20 protein-coding genes are annotated in these 17,991 nt (G+C 54.3%); 13 read left to right on the top strand and 7 right to left on the bottom strand.

What is annotated here, in order from left to right; translation table 11 throughout:
* Nucleotides 1–33: 33 nt before the first annotated feature.
* The 7 genes from L0666_RS12105 to L0666_RS12075 are packed head-to-tail and all read left to right on the top strand — an operon-like array spanning nt 34 to nt 5,471.
* Nucleotides 34–735 carry a response regulator transcription factor gene (locus L0666_RS12105; protein ID WP_235261623.1) on the top strand — a complete coding sequence of 234 codons (702 nt, stop codon included), beginning with the start codon at nt 34–36 and terminating at the stop codon, nt 733–735.
* A 29-nt stretch (nt 736–764) separates the two neighbouring features.
* Entirely contained in the window at nt 765–2,501 is a 1,737-nt protein-coding gene (locus L0666_RS12100; RefSeq protein ID WP_235261622.1) for a sensor histidine kinase, read from the top strand.
* Nucleotides 2,502–2,951, top strand: coding sequence for an HPr kinase/phosphorylase (locus L0666_RS12095; RefSeq protein ID WP_235261621.1), 450 nt, complete (start codon nt 2,502–2,504; stop codon nt 2,949–2,951).
* 22 nt (nt 2,952–2,973) lie between these two features.
* Nucleotides 2,974–3,873 carry an RNase adapter RapZ gene (rapZ, locus tag L0666_RS12090; protein ID WP_235261620.1) on the top strand — a complete coding sequence of 300 codons (900 nt, stop codon included), beginning with the start codon at nt 2,974–2,976 and terminating at the stop codon, nt 3,871–3,873.
* A 10-nt stretch (nt 3,874–3,883) separates the two neighbouring features.
* Nucleotides 3,884–4,279 carry a PTS sugar transporter subunit IIA gene (locus L0666_RS12085; RefSeq protein WP_235261619.1) on the top strand — a complete coding sequence of 132 codons (396 nt, stop codon included), beginning with the start codon at nt 3,884–3,886 and terminating at the stop codon, nt 4,277–4,279.
* Nucleotides 4,280–4,288: 9 nt separating this feature from the next.
* The gene (locus tag L0666_RS12080; RefSeq protein ID WP_216036191.1) at nt 4,289–4,558 is read left to right on the top strand and encodes an HPr family phosphocarrier protein; all 270 of its coding nucleotides are present in this window, start codon (nt 4,289–4,291) and stop codon (nt 4,556–4,558) included.
* Nucleotides 4,559–4,592: 34 nt separating this feature from the next.
* Nucleotides 4,593–5,471, top strand: a complete 879-nt coding sequence (locus tag L0666_RS12075; RefSeq protein ID WP_235261618.1) for a lysophospholipid acyltransferase family protein — start codon at nt 4,593–4,595, stop codon at nt 5,469–5,471.
* On the opposite strand, the gene L0666_RS12070 is transcribed toward L0666_RS12075, so the two are convergent.
* Nucleotides 5,468–6,343 carry a 3-hydroxybutyryl-CoA dehydrogenase gene (locus L0666_RS12070; protein WP_235261617.1) on the bottom strand — a complete coding sequence of 292 codons (876 nt, stop codon included), beginning with the start codon at nt 6,341–6,343 and terminating at the stop codon, nt 5,468–5,470. The two genes, L0666_RS12075 and L0666_RS12070, sit on opposite strands and share 4 nt — an antisense overlap.
* 161 nt (nt 6,344–6,504) lie before the next feature.
* Here L0666_RS12070 and L0666_RS12065 point away from each other — a divergent pair, with 161 nt between their 5' ends.
* Nucleotides 6,505–7,290 carry a DUF6473 family protein gene (locus L0666_RS12065; protein WP_235261616.1) on the top strand — a complete coding sequence of 262 codons (786 nt, stop codon included), beginning with the start codon at nt 6,505–6,507 and terminating at the stop codon, nt 7,288–7,290.
* Nucleotides 7,291–7,356: 66 nt separating this feature from the next.
* Here L0666_RS12065 and L0666_RS12060 read toward each other — a convergent pair whose 3' ends face one another.
* From L0666_RS12060 to L0666_RS12035, 6 genes are all read right to left on the bottom strand, one after another.
* A complete protein-coding gene (locus L0666_RS12060; protein WP_235261615.1) occupies nt 7,357–8,283 on the bottom strand; it encodes an electron transfer flavoprotein subunit alpha/FixB family protein in 927 nt (308 codons plus the stop codon).
* Entirely contained in the window at nt 8,283–9,041 is a 759-nt protein-coding gene (locus tag L0666_RS12055; protein ID WP_235261614.1) for an electron transfer flavoprotein subunit beta/FixA family protein, read from the bottom strand. Before L0666_RS12055 ends, L0666_RS12060 begins: the two co-directional genes overlap by 1 nt.
* Before the next feature lie 179 nt (nt 9,042–9,220).
* Nucleotides 9,221–9,793, bottom strand: coding sequence for a cob(I)yrinic acid a,c-diamide adenosyltransferase (locus L0666_RS12050; RefSeq protein ID WP_235261613.1), 573 nt, complete (start codon nt 9,791–9,793; stop codon nt 9,221–9,223).
* 3 nt (nt 9,794–9,796) lie between these two features.
* On the bottom strand, nt 9,797–9,997 hold the full coding sequence (locus tag L0666_RS12045) for a twin transmembrane helix small protein (protein ID WP_235261612.1): 201 nt from the start codon (nt 9,995–9,997) through the stop codon (nt 9,797–9,799).
* 58 nt (nt 9,998–10,055) lie between these two features.
* Nucleotides 10,056–10,883 carry an SDR family NAD(P)-dependent oxidoreductase gene (locus tag L0666_RS12040; protein ID WP_235261611.1) on the bottom strand — a complete coding sequence of 276 codons (828 nt, stop codon included), beginning with the start codon at nt 10,881–10,883 and terminating at the stop codon, nt 10,056–10,058.
* A 35-nt stretch (nt 10,884–10,918) separates the two neighbouring features.
* A complete protein-coding gene (locus L0666_RS12035) occupies nt 10,919–11,419 on the bottom strand; it encodes an SH3 domain-containing protein (protein WP_235261610.1) in 501 nt (166 codons plus the stop codon).
* Nucleotides 11,420–11,583: 164 nt separating this feature from the next.
* On the opposite strand from L0666_RS12035, the gene L0666_RS12030 reads away from it, so the two are divergent.
* From L0666_RS12030 to L0666_RS12010, 5 genes are all read left to right on the top strand, one after another.
* Nucleotides 11,584–13,992, top strand: coding sequence for a DNA topoisomerase IV subunit A (locus L0666_RS12030; protein WP_235261609.1), 2,409 nt, complete (start codon nt 11,584–11,586; stop codon nt 13,990–13,992).
* Nucleotides 13,993–14,089: 97 nt separating this feature from the next.
* Nucleotides 14,090–14,737, top strand: a complete 648-nt coding sequence (locus L0666_RS12025; RefSeq protein WP_235261608.1) for a hypothetical protein — start codon at nt 14,090–14,092, stop codon at nt 14,735–14,737.
* Between the two features lie 106 nt (nt 14,738–14,843).
* Nucleotides 14,844–16,019 (top strand): elongation factor Tu, encoded by a 1,176-nt coding sequence (gene tuf, locus L0666_RS12020; RefSeq protein WP_235261587.1) that lies wholly within the window; start codon nt 14,844–14,846, stop codon nt 16,017–16,019.
* A 261-nt stretch (nt 16,020–16,280) separates the two neighbouring features.
* Nucleotides 16,281–16,952 (top strand): CatB-related O-acetyltransferase, encoded by a 672-nt coding sequence (locus L0666_RS12015; RefSeq protein ID WP_235261607.1) that lies wholly within the window; start codon nt 16,281–16,283, stop codon nt 16,950–16,952.
* Nucleotides 16,952–17,944 (top strand): hypothetical protein, encoded by a 993-nt coding sequence (locus L0666_RS12010; protein ID WP_235261606.1) that lies wholly within the window; start codon nt 16,952–16,954, stop codon nt 17,942–17,944. Before L0666_RS12015 ends, L0666_RS12010 begins: the two co-directional genes overlap by 1 nt.
* Nucleotides 17,945–17,991 lie beyond the last annotated feature (47 nt).

The raw sequence follows: 17,991 nt of genomic DNA, 5'->3' as shown, positions 1-17,991 counted from the left end.
GCAATAATAATTGAGCAGTAGAGGGGCATTAACATGTCACGAATCGCACTTGTCGATGACGACCGGAATATTTTGACTTCCGTACAGATTACACTTGAGGCCGAGGGCTTCGAGGTTGAGACGTATGCAGATGGCCAGCAAGCGCTGGACGCTTTTAACAAGCGCCTTCCTGACATGGCAGTTTTGGATATCAAAATGCCGCGCATGGATGGCATGGATTTGCTTCAGCGAATCCGCCAGAAAACCACCATGCCTGTGATCTTTCTGACATCCAAAGACGATGAGATTGATGAAGTTCTCGGCCTACGTATGGGCGCCGACGACTACGTAAAGAAACCGTTCAGCCAACGTCTTTTGGTGGAACGCATTCGTGCTTTGTTGCGTCGTCAAGATGCGATGTCCGGCGAACCTGTAGAAGAGACCGAGGAAACCAAGGTTCTCGTGCGCGGGGACCTTTCGATGGATCCATTGCGCCACGCCGTTAAATGGAAAGGCAATGACGTGTCTCTGACAGTCACCGAGTTCCTTTTGTTGCAGGCATTGGCACAGCGCCCAGGTTTCGTGAAATCTCGGGATCAGTTGATGGACGTCGCCTATGATGACCAAGTTTACGTAGATGACCGCACGATCGACAGCCACATCAAGCGTTTGCGCAAAAAGATGCGCACGGCTGATGACGAATTCTCAGCGATCGAAACTCTTTATGGTATCGGTTACCGATACAACGAAGAGTAATATTGCCGTTCCTTAAGTAGGGATCTTCCATGACGGTTGCCCCAAAGATTGACGTCCGAGACTTGAAATCCGTGCGCAACGCTGCGCGCGGGGGCGGCGGCGTCGTGCTTGGGGAGGACTTTGTTGCACCGCGCTCTGGCGATGCAATGACACAGCGGCGCAAACGCCGCGGGGTGTTTCACCTTCGAAAGTCGCCAATTGCGCGTAAGATCATAACGTTTAACCTTTTGGGGTTGATCGTCATGGTTGCGGGGGTCCTCTACCTCAATCCGGCGCGCGACAACCTGACGTATCAACGTGGCAGCGCGTTGGTAAGCGAAGTTGAACTCATTGCTGATGTGTTCGAGGCACAGCTGCCCATCAATGCTCCCGTCAACCTCATGAGCGGTGACGGCATGGATGCGCAGATCACTCTCGAAAACTTGGACCTTCGGGGCGGTGTCGATGTTTACCTTTTGGATCGAAGTGGCACGCTTGTTCAAAGGTGGTCCGCCCCTACGACAGAAGGCGCCCCAGTTCCCGGACTGGAACGTGATGGTCGCAGCGTTTTCATTACAAGGCTTCTCAATGGTGCATTCGAAAAAATCTCAGGGCTGTTTGGGGGGCGCAACAACGACGTAGCTTTGGATTTGACCGAAGAGTTGCAGGGCGATGTACAAGTAACCCTCAATTCAGGGACGTGGTTGGAAACCCTAACCGACGGCCAGGGGCGGTCTTTCTTTAAAGTCCTGACACCAGTTGTTCAGCAAGGCGGTGCGCCGGTTGGCGTGATTGCCCTTGTTTCGTCTCCCGGCGAGTTAGACGAACTGGTCGCGCGCGACCGTGAGCAGCTTCTTCAGATGTTTCTCATTGGGGTCATCGTCTCTATCATCTTGAGCCTCGTACTTGCGTCTACGATTGCACATCCTCTGTCGGATTTGGCGAAAGCGGCTGAACTGGGCAGAGATAGGAACGCCCGCAAAAAGTCGCCTCATAGCATTCAAATTCCTGATCTAACGGGACGCCCAGATGAAATCGGGCGTTTGTCCGGCGCGCTGCGCGGCATGGTGTCTGCTTTGTTTGAACGGATTGAAGGTAACGAACAATTTGCAGCCGACGTGGCACATGAAATCAAGAACCCGCTTGCGTCGCTGCGTTCAGCGGTCGGGACTTTGCGAAAAGTTACGCGTCAAGATCATCGCGATCGAATGCTCGAGGTGATCGAGCACGACGTTCAGCGTTTGGACCGTTTGGTCAGTGATATTTCCAATGCGTCGCGTTTGGATTCCGAACTCGTGAAGGAAGAGGAAGAAGCCTTTAACCTCATCAAAATGTTGGGGCACTTGACCGAATTCCTAGGCACTCAAGCGAAAGAAAAAGGTGTCGATTTCATGTCGGACCTCCCAGAAGGCGAGATTGAGATTTTGGGTCTAGAGGGTCGATTGGCTCAGGTGTTCGTTAACCTGATTTCCAACGCAATTTCGTTTTGTGAAGATGGTGACGCGATCCGCGTCTGGGTCCGTAAACGCGAGAATCGCGTGCTGGTCGTTGTGGAAGACACAGGGCCAGGTATTCCTGATGGCGCATTACAAAAAGTGTTCCAGCGTTTCTATTCAGAACGCCCCGAACAACAGTTTGGTGACAACTCTGGACTTGGCCTTGCGATCTCTAAACAAATTGTCGAAGCGCACGGCGGCGTAATCTGGGCGGAGAACATCCGCCCCACGGATGCAGACATCGGATCCGATCCTTTGGGCGCGCGCTTTGTCGTTGGCCTGCCGGTCTAAATGTTGTCGGTCGCGCCCAAAGATGGGCCTGACGGTCGATTGCAGCTTCACGCCAGTACTGTTGTAATAAACGGCCACGCGGTTGCGCTAACCGGCCCGTCCGGCTCTGGAAAGTCGGGGCATGCGCTGGCGTTGATGTCACGTGGCGCAGTACTTTTGGCCGATGACATCACTTGGATTGAGGACGCGCCGCACGGGTTAGTCGCGCATTGCCCGCCAACTCTTAAGGGGCGAATAGAGGCACGTGGAGTCGGCATCCTATCTGTCGATCACATCGAGAAAGCGCCGTTGCGTCTGGTCGTCGACCTTGGAGCGGTTGAGGTCGAGCGCGTCCCGCCGTGGCGAAAGGTTATGTTGCTTAACCAGCCCGTCGCGATCCTTCACAACCCCGAGACCGGCCATTTCGTTGACGCAATTATGCAGTATATGAAACATGAACGATCGGATTGATCTGGATAGGTAGGGACTGAAGATGGCAAACGATTCCCCTCAGCCGCAAAAGCTAATCGTCGTAAGCGGGCCGTCCGGTGCTGGGCGTTCCACGGCAATCAATGTGCTTGAAGACCTCGGCTTTGAGGCAATTGATAACGTCCCCCTGACATTGATCCCGCGACTGACGGATGGTGAACTGCAGTCCCCTTTAGCAATTGGGATCGATGTCCGGAATCGAGACTTCTCGAACGCAGGCGTCGCTGAGATGTTGAAGAACCTTCAGCTGAGGGACGATATCGACGCGCAACTTCTTTACCTCGAAGCAGACGAAGATACGCTTGTTCGTCGTTATTCCGAAACCCGACGACGTCACCCGCTCGCCCCTGATGAGCCCGCAATCCAAGGCATCCGAAAAGAGGCTGACCTTCTTGCGCCTTTGCGCGAACAGGCTGAAATCTTGTTGGATACATCCGAGCTGTCACCCCATGACCTCAAGGCGCGTCTTACGGATTGGTTTGGCGAGGACGGCGGCAGCTTGTTCGGCGTGAGCCTGCAATCGTTTTCTTATAAACGTGGGGCGCCGAAGGGCGTCGACATGACATTCGACTGCCGGTTTCTCAAAAATCCTTATTGGGAACCCGCCTTGCGAACATTCACAGGTTTGGACGCGGCAGTCGGGGACTACATTCAAACAGACCCGCGCGCGGCGGAGTTCATGGATAAAGTTTTGGACCTGCTGTTAATGCTGCTTCCAGCATTCCGAGAGGAAGGGAAATCGCACGTTAGCGTTGGTTTTGGCTGTACCGGTGGGCAACATCGGTCCGTTTATGTAACAGAACAATTGGTCTTGGCCCTTGCGAACAACGATTGGCGGGTGTCTAAACGTCACCGAGAATTGGATCGGGCGGCGTCGACTCGCCCAGCATCTAGCGGATCGTAAGGATACAAGAGTGATCGGAATCGTGATTGTGGCCCATGGTGGACTGGCGGCGGAATATCTTTCCGCGGTTGAGCATGTGGTCGGCAAACAGTCTGGCGTCTATGCCATCACTATTGGGCCCGAAGATGACCGCGCAGTTAAGCAAGAAGAGATCTGCAAAGCTGCTGATGCGTCCGATATGGGCGATGGCGTAGTCGTCGTCACAGATATGTTTGGCGGGTCCCCGTCCAACCTGTCGCTGAGGGCCTGTAGCCCGTCCAACCGCCGCATTCTGTATGGTGCGAATCTTCCAATGCTTGTGAAACTCGCAAAATCCCGCAAGAAATCTGTTAACGATGCTGTGTCTGCCGCACTTGATGCAGGCCGCAAATATATCGACAGCCACATTGTCGAACTGGACACCTAGGGGCAGGTTATGGTTTCGCGCGTACTGAACATTACCAACATTAAGGGCCTCCATGCTCGTGCATCTGCGAAATTTGTAGATGTGGCCGAACAATTTGACGCTACGGCAGAGGTCTCAAAGGACGGGCTTTCAGCTGATGGTGATAGCATCATGGGTCTTTTGATGTTGGCAGCTTCTAAGGGAACCTCTATTGAGGTCGAAACCAACGGCCCCCAGGCTGAACAGCTCATGGATGCGCTGGATGCTCTGGTGGCTGACAAATTCGGAGAAGGCAACTAACGCCTCATTCCGCGAGTGGCTAGGAAGCAAACGCTTGACTGACAAAGCGACAAGAACACGAAGCCAGACGGCGGATGAAGATGCACCTCGCGTCTATGACAACCGTTCTTTGACGTATTCGGAAACTTTTGACAGCAATACCAAGCGCTGGTTCATCATGGGGATGGAATGGCTGACCGGTAAGATGAAGGTCATCCGTCGCGTGCGCCGGTTTGAAAAAATGGGCGCCCATAAGGGCCAAGAATTCTGGCCGGCCACAATGAAGGCTATGGGGATCGAGATTAAGACCCCACAAGAACAGTTCGATAATATCCCCGAGACCGGGCCGGTCGTGTTTGTTGCAAACCACCCGCACGGGATGGTTGACGGTATGATCCTTGCTGACATTATCGGGCGACGCCGTAACGATTATCGCATTTTGACACGGTCCCTTCTTACGGGGATCGATGAAAGTGCGGCCAGCTATATGATCCCTGTGCCTTTCCTTCATGAAGATGATGCGCAGAAGAAAATGATCGAAATGCGCGCCAAAGCCATGGAGCACCTTGGCAATGATGGCCTTATCGCGCTGTTCCCATCAGGCGTCGTAGCGACGTCCAAGACGATGTGGGGCCCTGTCGTTGAGGAAGAGTGGAACGTCTTCACCGCAAAAATGATTAAACGATCCGGCGCCACTGTTGTGCCGTGCTACTTCCCTGGATTTAACTCGCGCTGGTATCAGATTGCCAACAAGATAAGCGGTACGCTACGCCAAGGCTTGCTTATCCACGAGATAGCACATGCGTTTGATAAACCCCAAAAACCAGTGATCGGCGCCCCGATTCCACCTGAAGAGGTCGCCGAACGCAGCAAAGATCCACGAGCATTTATGGCGTGGCTCCGCGAACATACGCTGTCTCTAAAGGAAACTTAACGGGTCGGAACGGGCGTCTCGCCGCGGTAATCATAAAAGCCGCGCTTGGTCTTGCGACCCAACCACCCAGCCTCAACGTATTTTGTTAGCAGCGGACAAGGTCGATACTTCGTGTCGGCCAAACCGTCGTGCAGCACGTTCATGATCGCGAGGCATGTGTCCAACCCGATAAAGTCAGCCAGCTCTAGCGGACCCATAGGATGGTTCGCACCGAGTTTGAGCGATGTATCAATGGATTCCACGTTTCCGACACCTTCATATAAGGCGTAGACGGCCTCATTGATCATCGGCATCAGGATGCGGTTTACGATGAACGCGGGAAAGTCTTCAGCGGTTGCTGACGTCTTGCCCAAACGGTCCACGACCCCCTTACAGGCGTCAAATGTCGGCGCATCCGTTGCGATACCACGGATCAATTCGACCAACTGCATGATCGGTACGGGGTTCATGAAGTGGAAACCCATGAATTTCTCTGGTCGGTCCGTGCGCGAAGCAAGGCGCGTAATCGAGATTGAAGATGTGTTCGACGTCAAGATCGTGTCAGGCGTCAGGTGCGGTAGCAGGTCTTCGAAAATGGCTTGCTTGATGGTCTCACGTTCGGTCGCAGCCTCGATCACCAAGTCAGTCGGGCCAAGGTCGGTGAGGGTCAGCGTGGTGCCGATTCTGCGCAGGCCTTCGGACTTTTCGTCCTCTGTTATCAAACCCTTGGAAACCTGACGGTCCATATTTTTGCCAATACCAACCAACGCCGCCTTCAAGGCGTCATCGTTGATGTCTGTCATCAGAACATCGTAACCGGCCAAGGCGCAAACATGCGCGATACCGCTGCCCATTTGGCCCGCTCCAACAACGCCGATCCGTTCAATGCTCATGATTTCGATCCTTTTGATTGGGGGCACCATAGGGGGCTGGGCGGTCACGCTCAATCCCTCGCGGTGTCGGCAAGTTTAGGCAAATTCGGTGTTTAAGGCTTTGGCAATAGAATCGGCAGAATGTTGTCCGTGGTGAGTGAAAATTTAGAAGGGTGGGACCCATGAAATCCGATATAAAACCAAGGGGCGCATTGCGCCTAGCGCCGTGTCACTACGGCTTGTCAAAACTACCGTTTCGCGGACCGATGCGACCAACCGACGGGCGTTTCGTTGCCTTCTTAGGCGGGTCGGAAACCTTTGCGAAGTATATTCGCACGCCTTACCCAGATAAGGTCGAGACCGAGATTGGCGAGGTCTGTATAAACCTTGGCTTTCAATCCGCGGGGCCAGATGTCTTTCTGAATGACACGGCGGTCCAATCATTATGTCATGACGCAGTCGCGACAATCATTCAGGTTCTGAATGCCGCAAATATAAGTAACTCGTTTTACAAGGTGCACCCGCGCCGAAACGATCGTTTTGTTGGTCCGACCGACAAGCTGAAGCTGCTGTTCCCCGAGGTCGATTTCACCGAGATCGCTTTTACGGGTCACTTAATAGCACGCCTTCGCGCCGAAGATGAAAAGCGTTTTGAACTGGTGAAAGAGCACCTTCAGCGGACGTGGATTCGCCGCATGAAGACCCTTATCGGGCGCTCTAGCGGGGCCGTTGTGCTGCTATGGCTTCATCAAAAGGATACCGAAGGCTCTCTTGTAACGAAGAAGATGGTTGCAGCGCTGCGCGATTACATTTCTCAGATCGTTGTGGTCACCGTCGAGGACGATGGACACGATGGAAAGTGCTACGCTCCGCTCGACGCTCTTAGTGCCAAGGAAGCGATGGGGCCGAAAACTCACGCAGCGGTCGCCAAGGCATTGCGTGGACCGCTGATGGGTTGCTTGAGTTGAACGAGAAAGGCCCGCCACTAACGGGCGGGCCTTTCTGCAATTTAATGGGGTTTGAGCCTCGTCGGCTTAACCCAACTTTTCAGTCAGCTCAGGAACGGCATCAAACAGGTCAGCGACCAGTCCGAAGTCGGCAACCTGAAAGATTGGCGCTTCTTCGTCTTTGTTGATCGCGACGATAACCTTGGAGTCCTTCATACCAGCAAGGTGCTGGATCGCACCGGAAATGCCGACAGCAACATAAAGGTCCGGTGCAACAACTTTGCCTGTTTGACCAACTTGCCAATCGTTCGGGGCATAACCGGAATCAACCGCAGCACGGGACGCGCCAACGGCGGCACCCAGTTTGTCAGCCAGACCTTCGATCAGTTTGAAGTCGTCCTCGGACCCAACGCCACGACCACCGGATACAACAACACCAGCAGATGTAAGCTCTGGGCGGTCAGACTCGGCAACCTTGTCTTCAACCCACTCGGACAAACCGGTGCCACCTGGAACGGCAACTGCTTCAACAGCGGCGGACCCAGAAGCTTCGGCAGCGTCAAACGTAGACGTCCGGAAAGTGATCACTTTTTTCGCGTCAGAGGATTTGATCGTCTGGATCGCGTTACCCGCATAGATCGGACGCTCGAAAGTGTCGCCGTCAACAACACCGGACGCATCTGAAATCACCATAACGTCCAACATCGCAGCCACACGTGGCATGACGTTCTTGGCGTCTGTCGTCGCAGGAGCAACGATGTGATCGTAATCGCCAGCCAGTGAAACGATGAGGTCCGCAGTAGATTCCGCAAGGCGGTGTGCCAACGCATCATCCTCAGCCAGCAAAACCTTTGCGGCGCCCAAAGTGGCTGCCTCGTCCGCAGCTGCTTTGGCTGTTGCGCCTGCGCACAGGATCGTCACGTCGCCGAGCATCTTTGCAGCGGTCATTGCTTTTGCAGTCGCGTCCATATTCAACGCGCCATCGGTTACTTCAGCAAATAGAAGAACAGCCATTACACAGCCCCCGCTTCTTTGAGTTTTTCGATCAGTTCGTCGACAGAGCCGACGATAATACCAGCGGCACGGGACTCAGGTTCGACTGTCTTAACGACTTCCAAACGCGGTGCAGTGTCGACGCCGTAGTCCGCAGGTGTCTTTTCATCCAAAGGCTTCTTTTTCGCCTTCATGATGTTTGGCAAAGACGCGTAACGAGGTTCGTTCAAACGAAGGTCGACAGTCACGATGGCAGGCATCTTGATCTTGATCGTCTGCAAGCCGCCGTCGACTTCACGAGTGACTGTCGCAGTTTCGCCATCGACATCCAGCTCGGATGCGAATGTGCCCTGCGCCCATCCTGTCAGCGCAGCCAACATTTGGCCGGTCGCGTTCATGTCGTTATCGATCGCCTGCTTACCAGCAAGCACGAGGCCCGGCTGTTCTTCGTCGATGATGCCCTTAAGGATCTTCGCAACAGCAAGTGGTTCGATATCGTTGTGAACGTCTTCGGATGCCACAACTAGAATCGCGCGGTCAGCACCCATCGCCAGCGCTGTGCGCAACGTTTCTTGGGACTGTTTCACGCCGATGGAAACGGCGATGATTTCTTCGGCTTTGCCAGCTTCTTTCAGGCGGATTGCTTCTTCGACAGCAATCTCATCGAAAGGGTTCATGGACATTTTGACATTGGCGAGATCAACACCGCTACCATCCGCTTTTACACGAACTTTCACGTTGTAATCGATCACGCGTTTGACGGGTACGAGGACCTTCATCGGCGACTTCTCCAAAAGTGAGCGCTTTCACGCTTCGGTTCAATTCTTTGTCCCCAATACCTTAGTCGTCAGCATGGGAATAGGTCAGAATCGACGCAGGTCGTATTCCTGACGTCGCGTTTGTGAAAAAACGCCTAATTTTTTCACACTGTCAAGAATGTTAGCGCCGCAACTCGAAATTAGCGGTTGGCACCCGGAACCCACAGCACATCGTCTTTGCCGCCGTTGTTGGCGATACGAGACGCCGCAAAAAACCAATCCGAAAGCCGATTCAGGTATTTTACAGCAGCAGGATTTACCGTCTCTATAGCGGACAATTCTACGGCAAGTCGTTCAGCGCGTCGCGACACGGTGCGGCATTGGTGCAAATGTGCGGCCAATGCTGACCCGCCGGGTAAGATGAAGCTTCGCAACGGTTCCAATACTGCCGTCATGGCGTCGATTTCTGTTTCCAGCCGCGCGACTTGGGCGTCAGCCATCCGAAGCGGCGGGTATTCCGCGTCCGCGTCACTCTTCATGTCGGGACGACACAGGTCTGCCCCGAGATCGAAGAGATCGTTCTGAATCATCGCCAGCTGCGCATCCAATTCGCCGTCTGAATGAAGGCGCGCCAACCCAACGATTGAATTGGTTTCATCGACGGTTCCGTAGGCATTCACCCGCGCGGAGTTCTTGGCGACGCGGTTGCCGTTGCCCAAAGCTGTTTCACCTGAATCACCCGTTTTGGTGTAGATCTTGTTTAGTACGACCATCGGTTAGCTCCCTTTGCTTTTGAAGTAGGCGAAGGCCACGATAAGGACCACGGCAACGAACTGCGCCGCAATACGAAGTTGCATGATTTTGTTGGATCGCTTGCCGTCGCTACCAGCCTGAAACGTAGACAGCCCCCACGCAAGGATCACAGCCACAACAAGGCAGGCCGCTATAATAACGTAAAAGAACGGATCGTTGACCATGGTCTTACTCCTTTTAGGTGCCGAAGACAGCTAACATGTGCGCGGCGAAAGGGAAGGGTCAGCCTTTGCGAAGAATCCAGTCGAGCGCGCGCGTCGGCAGTATTCGCCTGAAAAACCCCATCAAATAGGTCGGGGTTGTGACGTAATATCGCGGTTTTGGATTGGGGTGCGTGACGGCGGTAAGCAGTTTGGCTGTCACGGCAGATGCCGGAAGCTCGAATTTATCAGGTCCGCTATCCTCATAAAGGCGCTTGCGAAGGGTGGATTCGTACTGCGCACGTCGGGGTGAGTTTTCCCAATCGATCCACTTTTCGAAATGCGGAATGGACTTCTTGCGAATGTCAGATGTCACCGGTCCCGTGTTCATCGTCACGATCTTGATGTCGGTGTCCGCCATCTCAAGGCGCAGCGTGTCGGTCAGGCCTTCAAGCGCAAATTTTGTCGCGTTATAGGCAGACCGCCATCGCATCGCGACGAGCCCCAGCACAGAGGAGTGGTTGACGATCCGTCCATGTCCTTGGGCGCGCATGACTGGAATGACCCGAGTGGTCAGATCGTGGACACCGAAAACATTGGTCTCAAAGTTGGCCCGCAGCGCGTCTCGCGGCAAATCTTCGGCTGCACCAGGGGTTCCGAACCCGCCGTTGTTGAACAACGCATCCAACGTTCCGCCCGTTGCTGCCAAAACTTCAGCTAGGCCGGATTCCAAAGTTGCGGAGTCGTTGTAATCTAACAGGGGGCTTTCAAACCCTTCCGCGATCAAGCGGGCACAATCGGCCTGTTGGCGGCAGGACGCAAAGACACGCCAACCCGCGTCGCGCATCCCGTGCGCCGCGTCATACCCAATGCCAGATGAGCAACCGGTGATAAGAATAGATTTTGTCATGCTGACGTCATGCATTGTGCGGACGCCAGCGGCAATTAGATTTTTGGCTCGGTCAGCAGGCGTGCTGCCATCCAACCCTCGATGCCTAGACCAACCGTCGCTACGTTGGCCCATCCGTCTGCGTTCACTTCTAGAACTTCCAGCTCGGTGCCGGGGTTCAATGTTGTGATGACGTCAAAGTCAGTCCCAGGCCCCATACGCATATTCACGCGTGATCCCATAACTTCCCGGATGTCGAGTTTTGGTTCAAAAACGGGCGCCGCAGCAAGAACCACTGTTGGTTGATCGTCCTCAGTAGCGTCCAAAGCAGTGGCGGCAGCAACGGCTTCGTTAACTTCGATAGATGAAGAAATGTTCGAGGTAGACACAGCCAGCAATGTCGGGCTGTTTGAACGGGTAACGATCTCAGGACCTTGGTCCTCTTGGATCACAGTCGCCGCAGTTTCGATTTCGACCGGTAAAAATTCTGATCCGCCAGACATTTCGTAATAGGCCCAGCCCATAAACCCGAACGTCAGCCATACATAGCTTTTCATAAAAGAACCCCCCAGAGATTCATGAGTACCATTCACTGAAGGCACGTTAACAAATTCGTGATGGATTCGTCATGGGCTTATTTGGGAATATTGCGGGGAAAAATTCCGCAACCGCGTCTTATTTCACCGTTGTCGCGCATATGCGGCTTAGGTACACACGATCTATGAGCGATGACACGATTGACCCCAAGATGAACCCGACCGAAACCCTGCGCCGCGCGCTGGGTGAGAGGTATCTAACTTACGCGCTGTCGACAATTATGCACCGCGCGCTGCCAGATGCACGGGATGGGCTAAAGCCCGTTCACCGCAGAATTCTTTATGCCATGTCACGACTGAAGCTTTCGCCGAAGGGCGGTTTTCTGAAGTCAGCCAAGATCAGCGGCGACACGATGGGGGATTTCCACCCTCACGGTGATGCTGCGATTTACGACGCGATGGCGCGTCTCGCGCAGGACTTTAACGTGCGCTATCCGCTGGTTGATGGCCAAGGTAACTTTGGTAACATCGATGGCGATAACCCTGCGGCCGCGCGATATACAGAAGCACGGATGACAGCTGCCGCAGAGGCGATGCTTGAGGGGCTTGGCGAAAATGTTGTCGATTTTCGCCCTAACTACGATGGCCGCCTTGAAGAACCTTCCGTTCTGCCTGCAACCTTCCCGAACCTCTTGGCGAATGGCTCAAGCGGGATTGCCGTAGGGATGGCAACGAACATCCCGCCCCATAACCTCGAAGAACTGATCGGCGCGTGTTTACATCTGATCAAAGCGCCAAATGCACGGGATGAAACGCTGCTCGAATACATTCCGGGCCCGGATTTTCCGACGGGCGGCGTAATCGTCGAACCAAAAGAAAACATCGCCGAGGCTTACCGCACCGGTAAAGGCGGCTTTCGTCTGCGGTGTAAGTATGAGGTTGAGGACCTGGGTCGTGGGCAGTGGCAGGTCATCGTCACCGAGATTCCCTATCAGGTGCAAAAATCCAAGCTGATCGAAAAGCTGGCCGAGGTTATCCAGACCAAAAAGATTCCGATTCTAGCAGATGTGCGTGATGAATCCGCCGATGACATTCGCATCGTTCTGGAACCGAAATCCAAGAACGTCGATGTGGAAGTCCTGATGGGCATGCTCTACCGTAACTCTGATCTGGAAACGCGGTTTAGCCTCAACATGAACGTGCTGATCGACGGTCTGACGCCTAAGGTCTGTAGCCTCAAAGAAGTACTGCGCGCCTTCCTTGATCACCGTCGCGATGTGTTGATCCGCCGTTCTCGGTACCGTGTCGCCAAGATCGACAACCGCCTTGAGGTTCTGTCCGGCCTGATCACCGCCTTCCTAAATCTGGACCGCGTGATCGACATCATTCGTTATGATGACGACCCAAAGGCGGCACTGATGTATGAGGATTGGAGCACAGCGCACCAATCTGCTATCCCGCGCGCCATGACCGAGGCTGATTATAAGTCACCACTTGCGGGTGTTGATGTGTCTAGCCTGTCACTGCTTGTAGACGAAGATGCGATCGCCCCGACATGGGCAGAAGACAGCGAACGCAAAGTTCCGTCGTCATATGCTGGTCGTGAAAACGGCTTGTCTGACGTGCAAGCTGAAGCCATCCTTAACATGCGTTTGCGTAGCTTGCGCCGCCTTGAGGAAGAAGCTCTCGTAAAAGAACGGGACGAGTTGATGCTCGAACGCGCTGGGCTAGAGGACTTGCTGGACAGCGAAGACCTGCAGTGGAAATCCATCGCAGAACAATTGCGCGAAACTCGCAAATTGTTCGGGTCCGGCGTGGAAGGCGGGGCACGCCGCACGACTTTTGCCGAAGCCGGCGAAGTCGAGGACGTTCCACTTGAGGCGATGATCGACAAAGAACCGATCACAGTTGTCTGTTCCAAGATGGGTTGGATTCGCGCAATGACAGGTCACATCGATCTGTCCCGCGAGTTGAAATTCAAAGACGGCGACGAGGGCCGTTTCATCTTCCACGCCCAAACCACCGACCGCTTGCTGGTGTTTGGCAGCAACGGGCGGTTCTACACCCTCGGCGCTTCCACTCTTCCGGGGGGGCGCGGCATGGGCGAACCGTTGCGTTTGATGGTGGATCTGCCGAATGAGGCTGAAATCACGGCGCTGTTCATTCACCAGCCGGGTAATAAACTTCTCGTGGCGTCTTCCGCAGGTGATGGTTTCGTCGTGCCTGAAAATGACGTGATCGCACAGACGCGTGCAGGCAAACAGGTCTTGAACGTCAAAGGCGACGTGCGGGCTAAAGTCTGTTCAACGGTAAATGGTGATCACGTTGCTTGCGTCGGTGAAAACCGCAAGGTTCTGTTGTTCCCTCTCGAAGAATTGCCTGAAATGGGCCGCGGCAAGGGTGTCCGTCTTCAGAAATACAAAGACGGCGGATTGTCAGACGCGACAACGTTCACTCTCGAGGATGGTCTCAGCTGGCTTGACCCAGCGGGACGTACCCGCACCGAAACCGAACTGGCCGAGTGGACCGCAAAACGCGCGGGCACGGGCCGTATGGCGCCGCGCGGCTTCCCAAGGGACAACACGTTTACATAAGCGGTCTATCGCTGGGGCAAACTTGGCTATCATCTGCAATTGATTGCGAGATCGCGGTCCTTGCGATAGGCATAAGCTATTAACCAAAGGGAATGGCATGCGGATTTTTGTGGCTTTGATGGGGCTGATCGTTTTGACAGCCTGTGGTGGTATTCGTGACGACCTGACTGAAACTCCCGATCCAATCGGCACCTTTCGCCTTGGCCACAACATCGCAGTCGTAAATGAACCTGTGCTTGGCCCGTTTTCGCGCACGATCACGGACGATGAATGGCAAGCGGCTATGGTTGCTGCCGTTGATGATCGTTTCGGAGAGGCGCGCTATTTCGGCGATAAGTACTTCCATATTGGCGTTGCCGTAGAAGCCTATGTATTGGCTTACCCCGGAGTGCCGCTTGTCTATTCTCCAAAATCCGTCCTGATCTTCTCCGTGAACTTCTTTGAGGATTCCACCCAGACAAAGCTTAATGACGAAGCCATTCAGATCACGGTATTTGAACCGTGCTGCACGGTTCCTTTGCTGGGGTCCGGTTTTACGCGGGACGCTGAGGCTCAGATGGAAGGCTTGTCATTCAATGCAGCCCGCGCAATCGAACGCACCATGCGCGAAAATGCGGATTGGTTCGGTGGCGTTCCTGAGGTTCTGGAAGAGGACGCGACGATCATCCAGGGCAACGTGCTTGAGGACAATCCGGAGCTCATCGTGCCTGAGCAGGAACCACCCGCAGACTTGGTTGTGAATTAGGCCGCTTTGTAACTCACACTTGATTTCCCAGTCATTCCGAATTACATCGCCCGCGATGTTGAACAGGGCACGCTTATGTGCCCCCGAATGACAAGGCGCCTAGATCATGGCTAAGGAAAAGTTTGAACGTAATAAACCGCACGTTAACATCGGCACAATCGGCCACGTTGACCACGGCAAGACGACACTGACAGCGGCGATCACCAAGTATTTCGGTGACTTCCAAGCGTACGACCAGATTGACGGCGCGCCAGAAGAAAAAGCACGTGGTATCACGATTTCCACAGCGCACGTTGAGTACGAAACAGAGAACCGCCACTACGCGCACGTTGACTGCCCAGGTCACGCTGACTACGTGAAAAACATGATCACTGGTGCTGCTCAGATGGACGGCGCGATCTTGGTTGTGAACGCAGCTGACGGCCCAATGCCACAGACACGCGAGCACATCCTGCTTGGCCGTCAGGTTGGTATTCCTGAGATGGTTGTCTACATGAACAAAGTTGACCAGGTTGACGACGAAGAGCTTCTTGAGCTCGTCGAAATGGAAATCCGTGAACTGTTGTCTTCTTACGACTACAACGGCGACGACATTCCAGTGATCCCGGGCTCTGCTCTGGCTGCTATGGAAGACCGTGACCCAGAAATCGGCGAAAACTCCATCCGCGCTTTGATGGCTGCTGTTGACGAGTTCATCCCGACACCTGCACGTGCTGTTGACCAGCCGTTCCTGATGCCAGTTGAGGACGTGTTCTCGATCTCTGGCCGTGGTACAGTTGTAACAGGCCGTGTTGAGCGTGGCGTGATCAACGTTGGCGACGAAATCGAAATCGTTGGTATCCGCGACACATCCAAAACAACCTGTACTGGTGTTGAAATGTTCCGCAAGCTGCTTGACCGCGGTGAAGCTGGTGACAACATCGGCGCATTGCTGCGCGGCGTTGACCGTGAAGGCGTTGAGCGTGGTCAGGTTCTGTGTAAGCCAGGTTCCGTGAACCCACACACAAAGTTCGAAGCTGAGGTCTACATCTTGACCAAAGACGAAGGCGGCCGTCACACGCCATTCTTCGCGAACTACCGTCCACAGTTCTACTTCCGCACAACTGACGTAACAGGCACTGTTGTTCTTCCTGAGGGCACAGAAATGGTTATGCCAGGCGACAACCTGAAGTTCTCCGCTGAGCTCATCGCACCAATCGCGATGGAAGAAGGCCTGCGCTTTGCGATCCGCGAAGGCGGCCGCACAGTCGGTTCCGGCGTTGTATCCAAAATCCTCGACTAAGGGGCGGCTCGGGCCTCGGCCCGAACGCACCTCAGCGGGTACCCACGCAGTGCCTTTCTGTAAGAAAGTTCACGAGAGTGGATGACCGCGAACGGTTGAACGAATAAAGAAGGCCCCCGCAGAAATGCGGGGGCCTTTTTGTGTGGGGGCTTTGATTTATCGCGACCTGTCGCTATCCTTTGGTCGAGCGACAGGAGGCAGCGATGACAATTCACCTTTGATCCATGTTCCTATTTCAACATTGAACAAAGGAGGCCCATCATGGCCCCACTTCCTCCACGCCCGTTTCCATCTCCTGATACGCTTTATCCTGTCATCCTGCCCGACGGTACGCTGCACAAAGGTACCGTCTTTTTAAGTGCGGCCATTACCAACCCGAACATACAGGTCGGCGATTACACATATGCCAGCGCCCACGTGCCTCCGCAGGATTGGGCCTTTCATCTGGCACCCTACCTCTATCCGCAAAGCCCCGAGGTGTTGCGCATCGGTAAGTTTTGTCAGATCGCGGATGGTGTGACGTTCATCACTTCCTCGGCCAATCATCGTTACGACGGGTTCAGCAGTTTTCCGTTTGCAGTCTTCCTTGATATGGATCGCAAACGCCCATCGATGCCTGACGCAGGGCCGGATACATCTATCGGAGACGACGTTTGGATCGGGCAGGGGGCGACGATATTGCCCGGTGCCGATATTGGGTCAGGTTGTATCATCGGCGCGAAGTCGGTCGTGTCGGGACACATCCCACCCTACACGATTGTTGCGGGAAACCCCGCCAAACCGCTCCGTCGGCGCTTTGATGATGCGACTTGTGCAAAGCTTCTGGAAATCGCTTGGTGGGACTGGCCAATTGATGTCATTGTCCAAAACGAAGCCGCCATTTGCGGCGGTGATCTAAAGGTGCTTCTTCATGCGCAACGGACTGACTTGTAATGCTTAAGATGTTTCTACCTTGGTATTTACGCTGGCTGTTTAAATTGCCGTGGGTTGTCTACATCGCGCTCGCGATATGGGTCGGAAGCCTCGCTTACAGTGAATATGAAAATCACCTTTTCGCCAGATTGGAAGCGGAAAACCAAGGTTCTGACAACGTGCCGGCTGCGACACGGCTGTCAGATTGGACCCCGCAAGACGTGACGTCTTATGGCGAGGTTCATATCGAAGGACTTTATTTTTCCGATCTCCCTATCGGTCAAATTGATGTGGGCGGGTCAGAGCGCTTGTTTGTCCTGCTTGCCGACGACGAAGGGCAGGGAGTTGCGGCTGTGCTGGTCGTCGAGCCCGACTCGCTTCAACAGTTGGAACGCTACTTGGCCGCCCAAACGACGGGTGAAAACATTTCCGTCGCAATCAATGGGCAGCTAAGCCGTAACCAAGTTTGGGCAGCTGATGTCGATGCGGGGCTTGCGCGTATGGGCGTACCGCGATCGACGGGTGTCCTTGTAATCGAGCCGTTCATGGGGAACCGGCGAGGTTACATCTTTGAGCGTGCAGATGAAACGATGGCCGTGGCGGTAGCGCTCGCGGGAATTGCTGCATTTCTTGCCTTGATCGGAGGCTTGCGGATGTTTCTTGGTAAGGCGGACGCTGCGAAACGCAATGCCGCGCAAGCGAAGAACCGTGAACGGGCCGCAGCGCAAGCACAACAACCGAGCCAGAAGGCATCACCGGTATCACAACCTACCGAAGTATCGCCATGGGGGACCTTCAAGCCCCAAGGCACCACAGCTATTGCGGCTACAACGCAGCGCCCTAGTCCAAGGCCGTCAAAGCCGGATGACGTGGATATCGCCGTCGAACTGCCCTTCGAAAGCGTGTTTCCGGGCGGCGGATCTGGCTTTCGCTTCAAGACAACGGATGAGATTATTCGGCAGTCTTTTGGCACACTCAGCACATTGACTGGCGCAAAGCATGACAATGAGTGACGTTTGCTGTTGCCAAGTGCGGAAGGCCTCGCTATTTCAACGCTCGG

Origin of the sequence: Octadecabacter algicola, from assembly GCF_021532625.1 — a bacterium.
GTDB classification, from domain to species: domain Bacteria; phylum Pseudomonadota; class Alphaproteobacteria; order Rhodobacterales; family Rhodobacteraceae; genus Octadecabacter; species Octadecabacter algicola.
This window is presented reverse-complemented; position numbering and strand designations above follow the sequence as displayed.

What these genes read in the sequence shown, in the direction of transcription:
- L0666_RS12100 (WP_235261622.1), top strand. Translation starts at nt 765, where the DNA reads ATGACGGTTGCCCCAAAGATTGACGTCCGAGACTTGAAATCCGTGCGC.
- L0666_RS12070 (WP_235261617.1), bottom strand. Translation starts at nt 6,343, where the DNA reads ATGAGCATTGAACGGATCGGCGTTGTTGGAGCGGGCCAAATGGGCAGC.
- L0666_RS12105 (WP_235261623.1), top strand. Translation starts at nt 34, where the DNA reads ATGTCACGAATCGCACTTGTCGATGACGACCGGAATATTTTGACTTCC.
- L0666_RS12080 (WP_216036191.1), top strand. Translation starts at nt 4,289, where the DNA reads ATGGTTTCGCGCGTACTGAACATTACCAACATTAAGGGCCTCCATGCT.
- L0666_RS12040 (WP_235261611.1), bottom strand. Translation starts at nt 10,883, where the DNA reads ATGACAAAATCTATTCTTATCACCGGTTGCTCATCTGGCATTGGGTAT.
- L0666_RS12030 (WP_235261609.1), top strand. Translation starts at nt 11,584, where the DNA reads ATGAGCGATGACACGATTGACCCCAAGATGAACCCGACCGAAACCCTG.
- L0666_RS12060 (WP_235261615.1), bottom strand. Translation starts at nt 8,283, where the DNA reads ATGGCTGTTCTTCTATTTGCTGAAGTAACCGATGGCGCGTTGAATATG.
- rapZ (WP_235261620.1), top strand. Translation starts at nt 2,974, where the DNA reads ATGGCAAACGATTCCCCTCAGCCGCAAAAGCTAATCGTCGTAAGCGGG.
- L0666_RS12045 (WP_235261612.1), bottom strand. Translation starts at nt 9,997, where the DNA reads ATGGTCAACGATCCGTTCTTTTACGTTATTATAGCGGCCTGCCTTGTT.
- L0666_RS12025 (WP_235261608.1), top strand. Translation starts at nt 14,090, where the DNA reads ATGCGGATTTTTGTGGCTTTGATGGGGCTGATCGTTTTGACAGCCTGT.
- L0666_RS12015 (WP_235261607.1), top strand. Translation starts at nt 16,281, where the DNA reads ATGGCCCCACTTCCTCCACGCCCGTTTCCATCTCCTGATACGCTTTAT.
- L0666_RS12050 (WP_235261613.1), bottom strand. Translation starts at nt 9,793, where the DNA reads ATGGTCGTACTAAACAAGATCTACACCAAAACGGGTGATTCAGGTGAA.
- tuf (WP_235261587.1), top strand. Translation starts at nt 14,844, where the DNA reads ATGGCTAAGGAAAAGTTTGAACGTAATAAACCGCACGTTAACATCGGC.
- L0666_RS12095 (WP_235261621.1), top strand. Translation starts at nt 2,502, where the DNA reads ATGTTGTCGGTCGCGCCCAAAGATGGGCCTGACGGTCGATTGCAGCTT.
- L0666_RS12055 (WP_235261614.1), bottom strand. Translation starts at nt 9,041, where the DNA reads ATGAAGGTCCTCGTACCCGTCAAACGCGTGATCGATTACAACGTGAAA.
- L0666_RS12010 (WP_235261606.1), top strand. Translation starts at nt 16,952, where the DNA reads ATGCTTAAGATGTTTCTACCTTGGTATTTACGCTGGCTGTTTAAATTG.
- L0666_RS12035 (WP_235261610.1), bottom strand. Translation starts at nt 11,419, where the DNA reads ATGAAAAGCTATGTATGGCTGACGTTCGGGTTTATGGGCTGGGCCTAT.
- L0666_RS12065 (WP_235261616.1), top strand. Translation starts at nt 6,505, where the DNA reads ATGAAATCCGATATAAAACCAAGGGGCGCATTGCGCCTAGCGCCGTGT.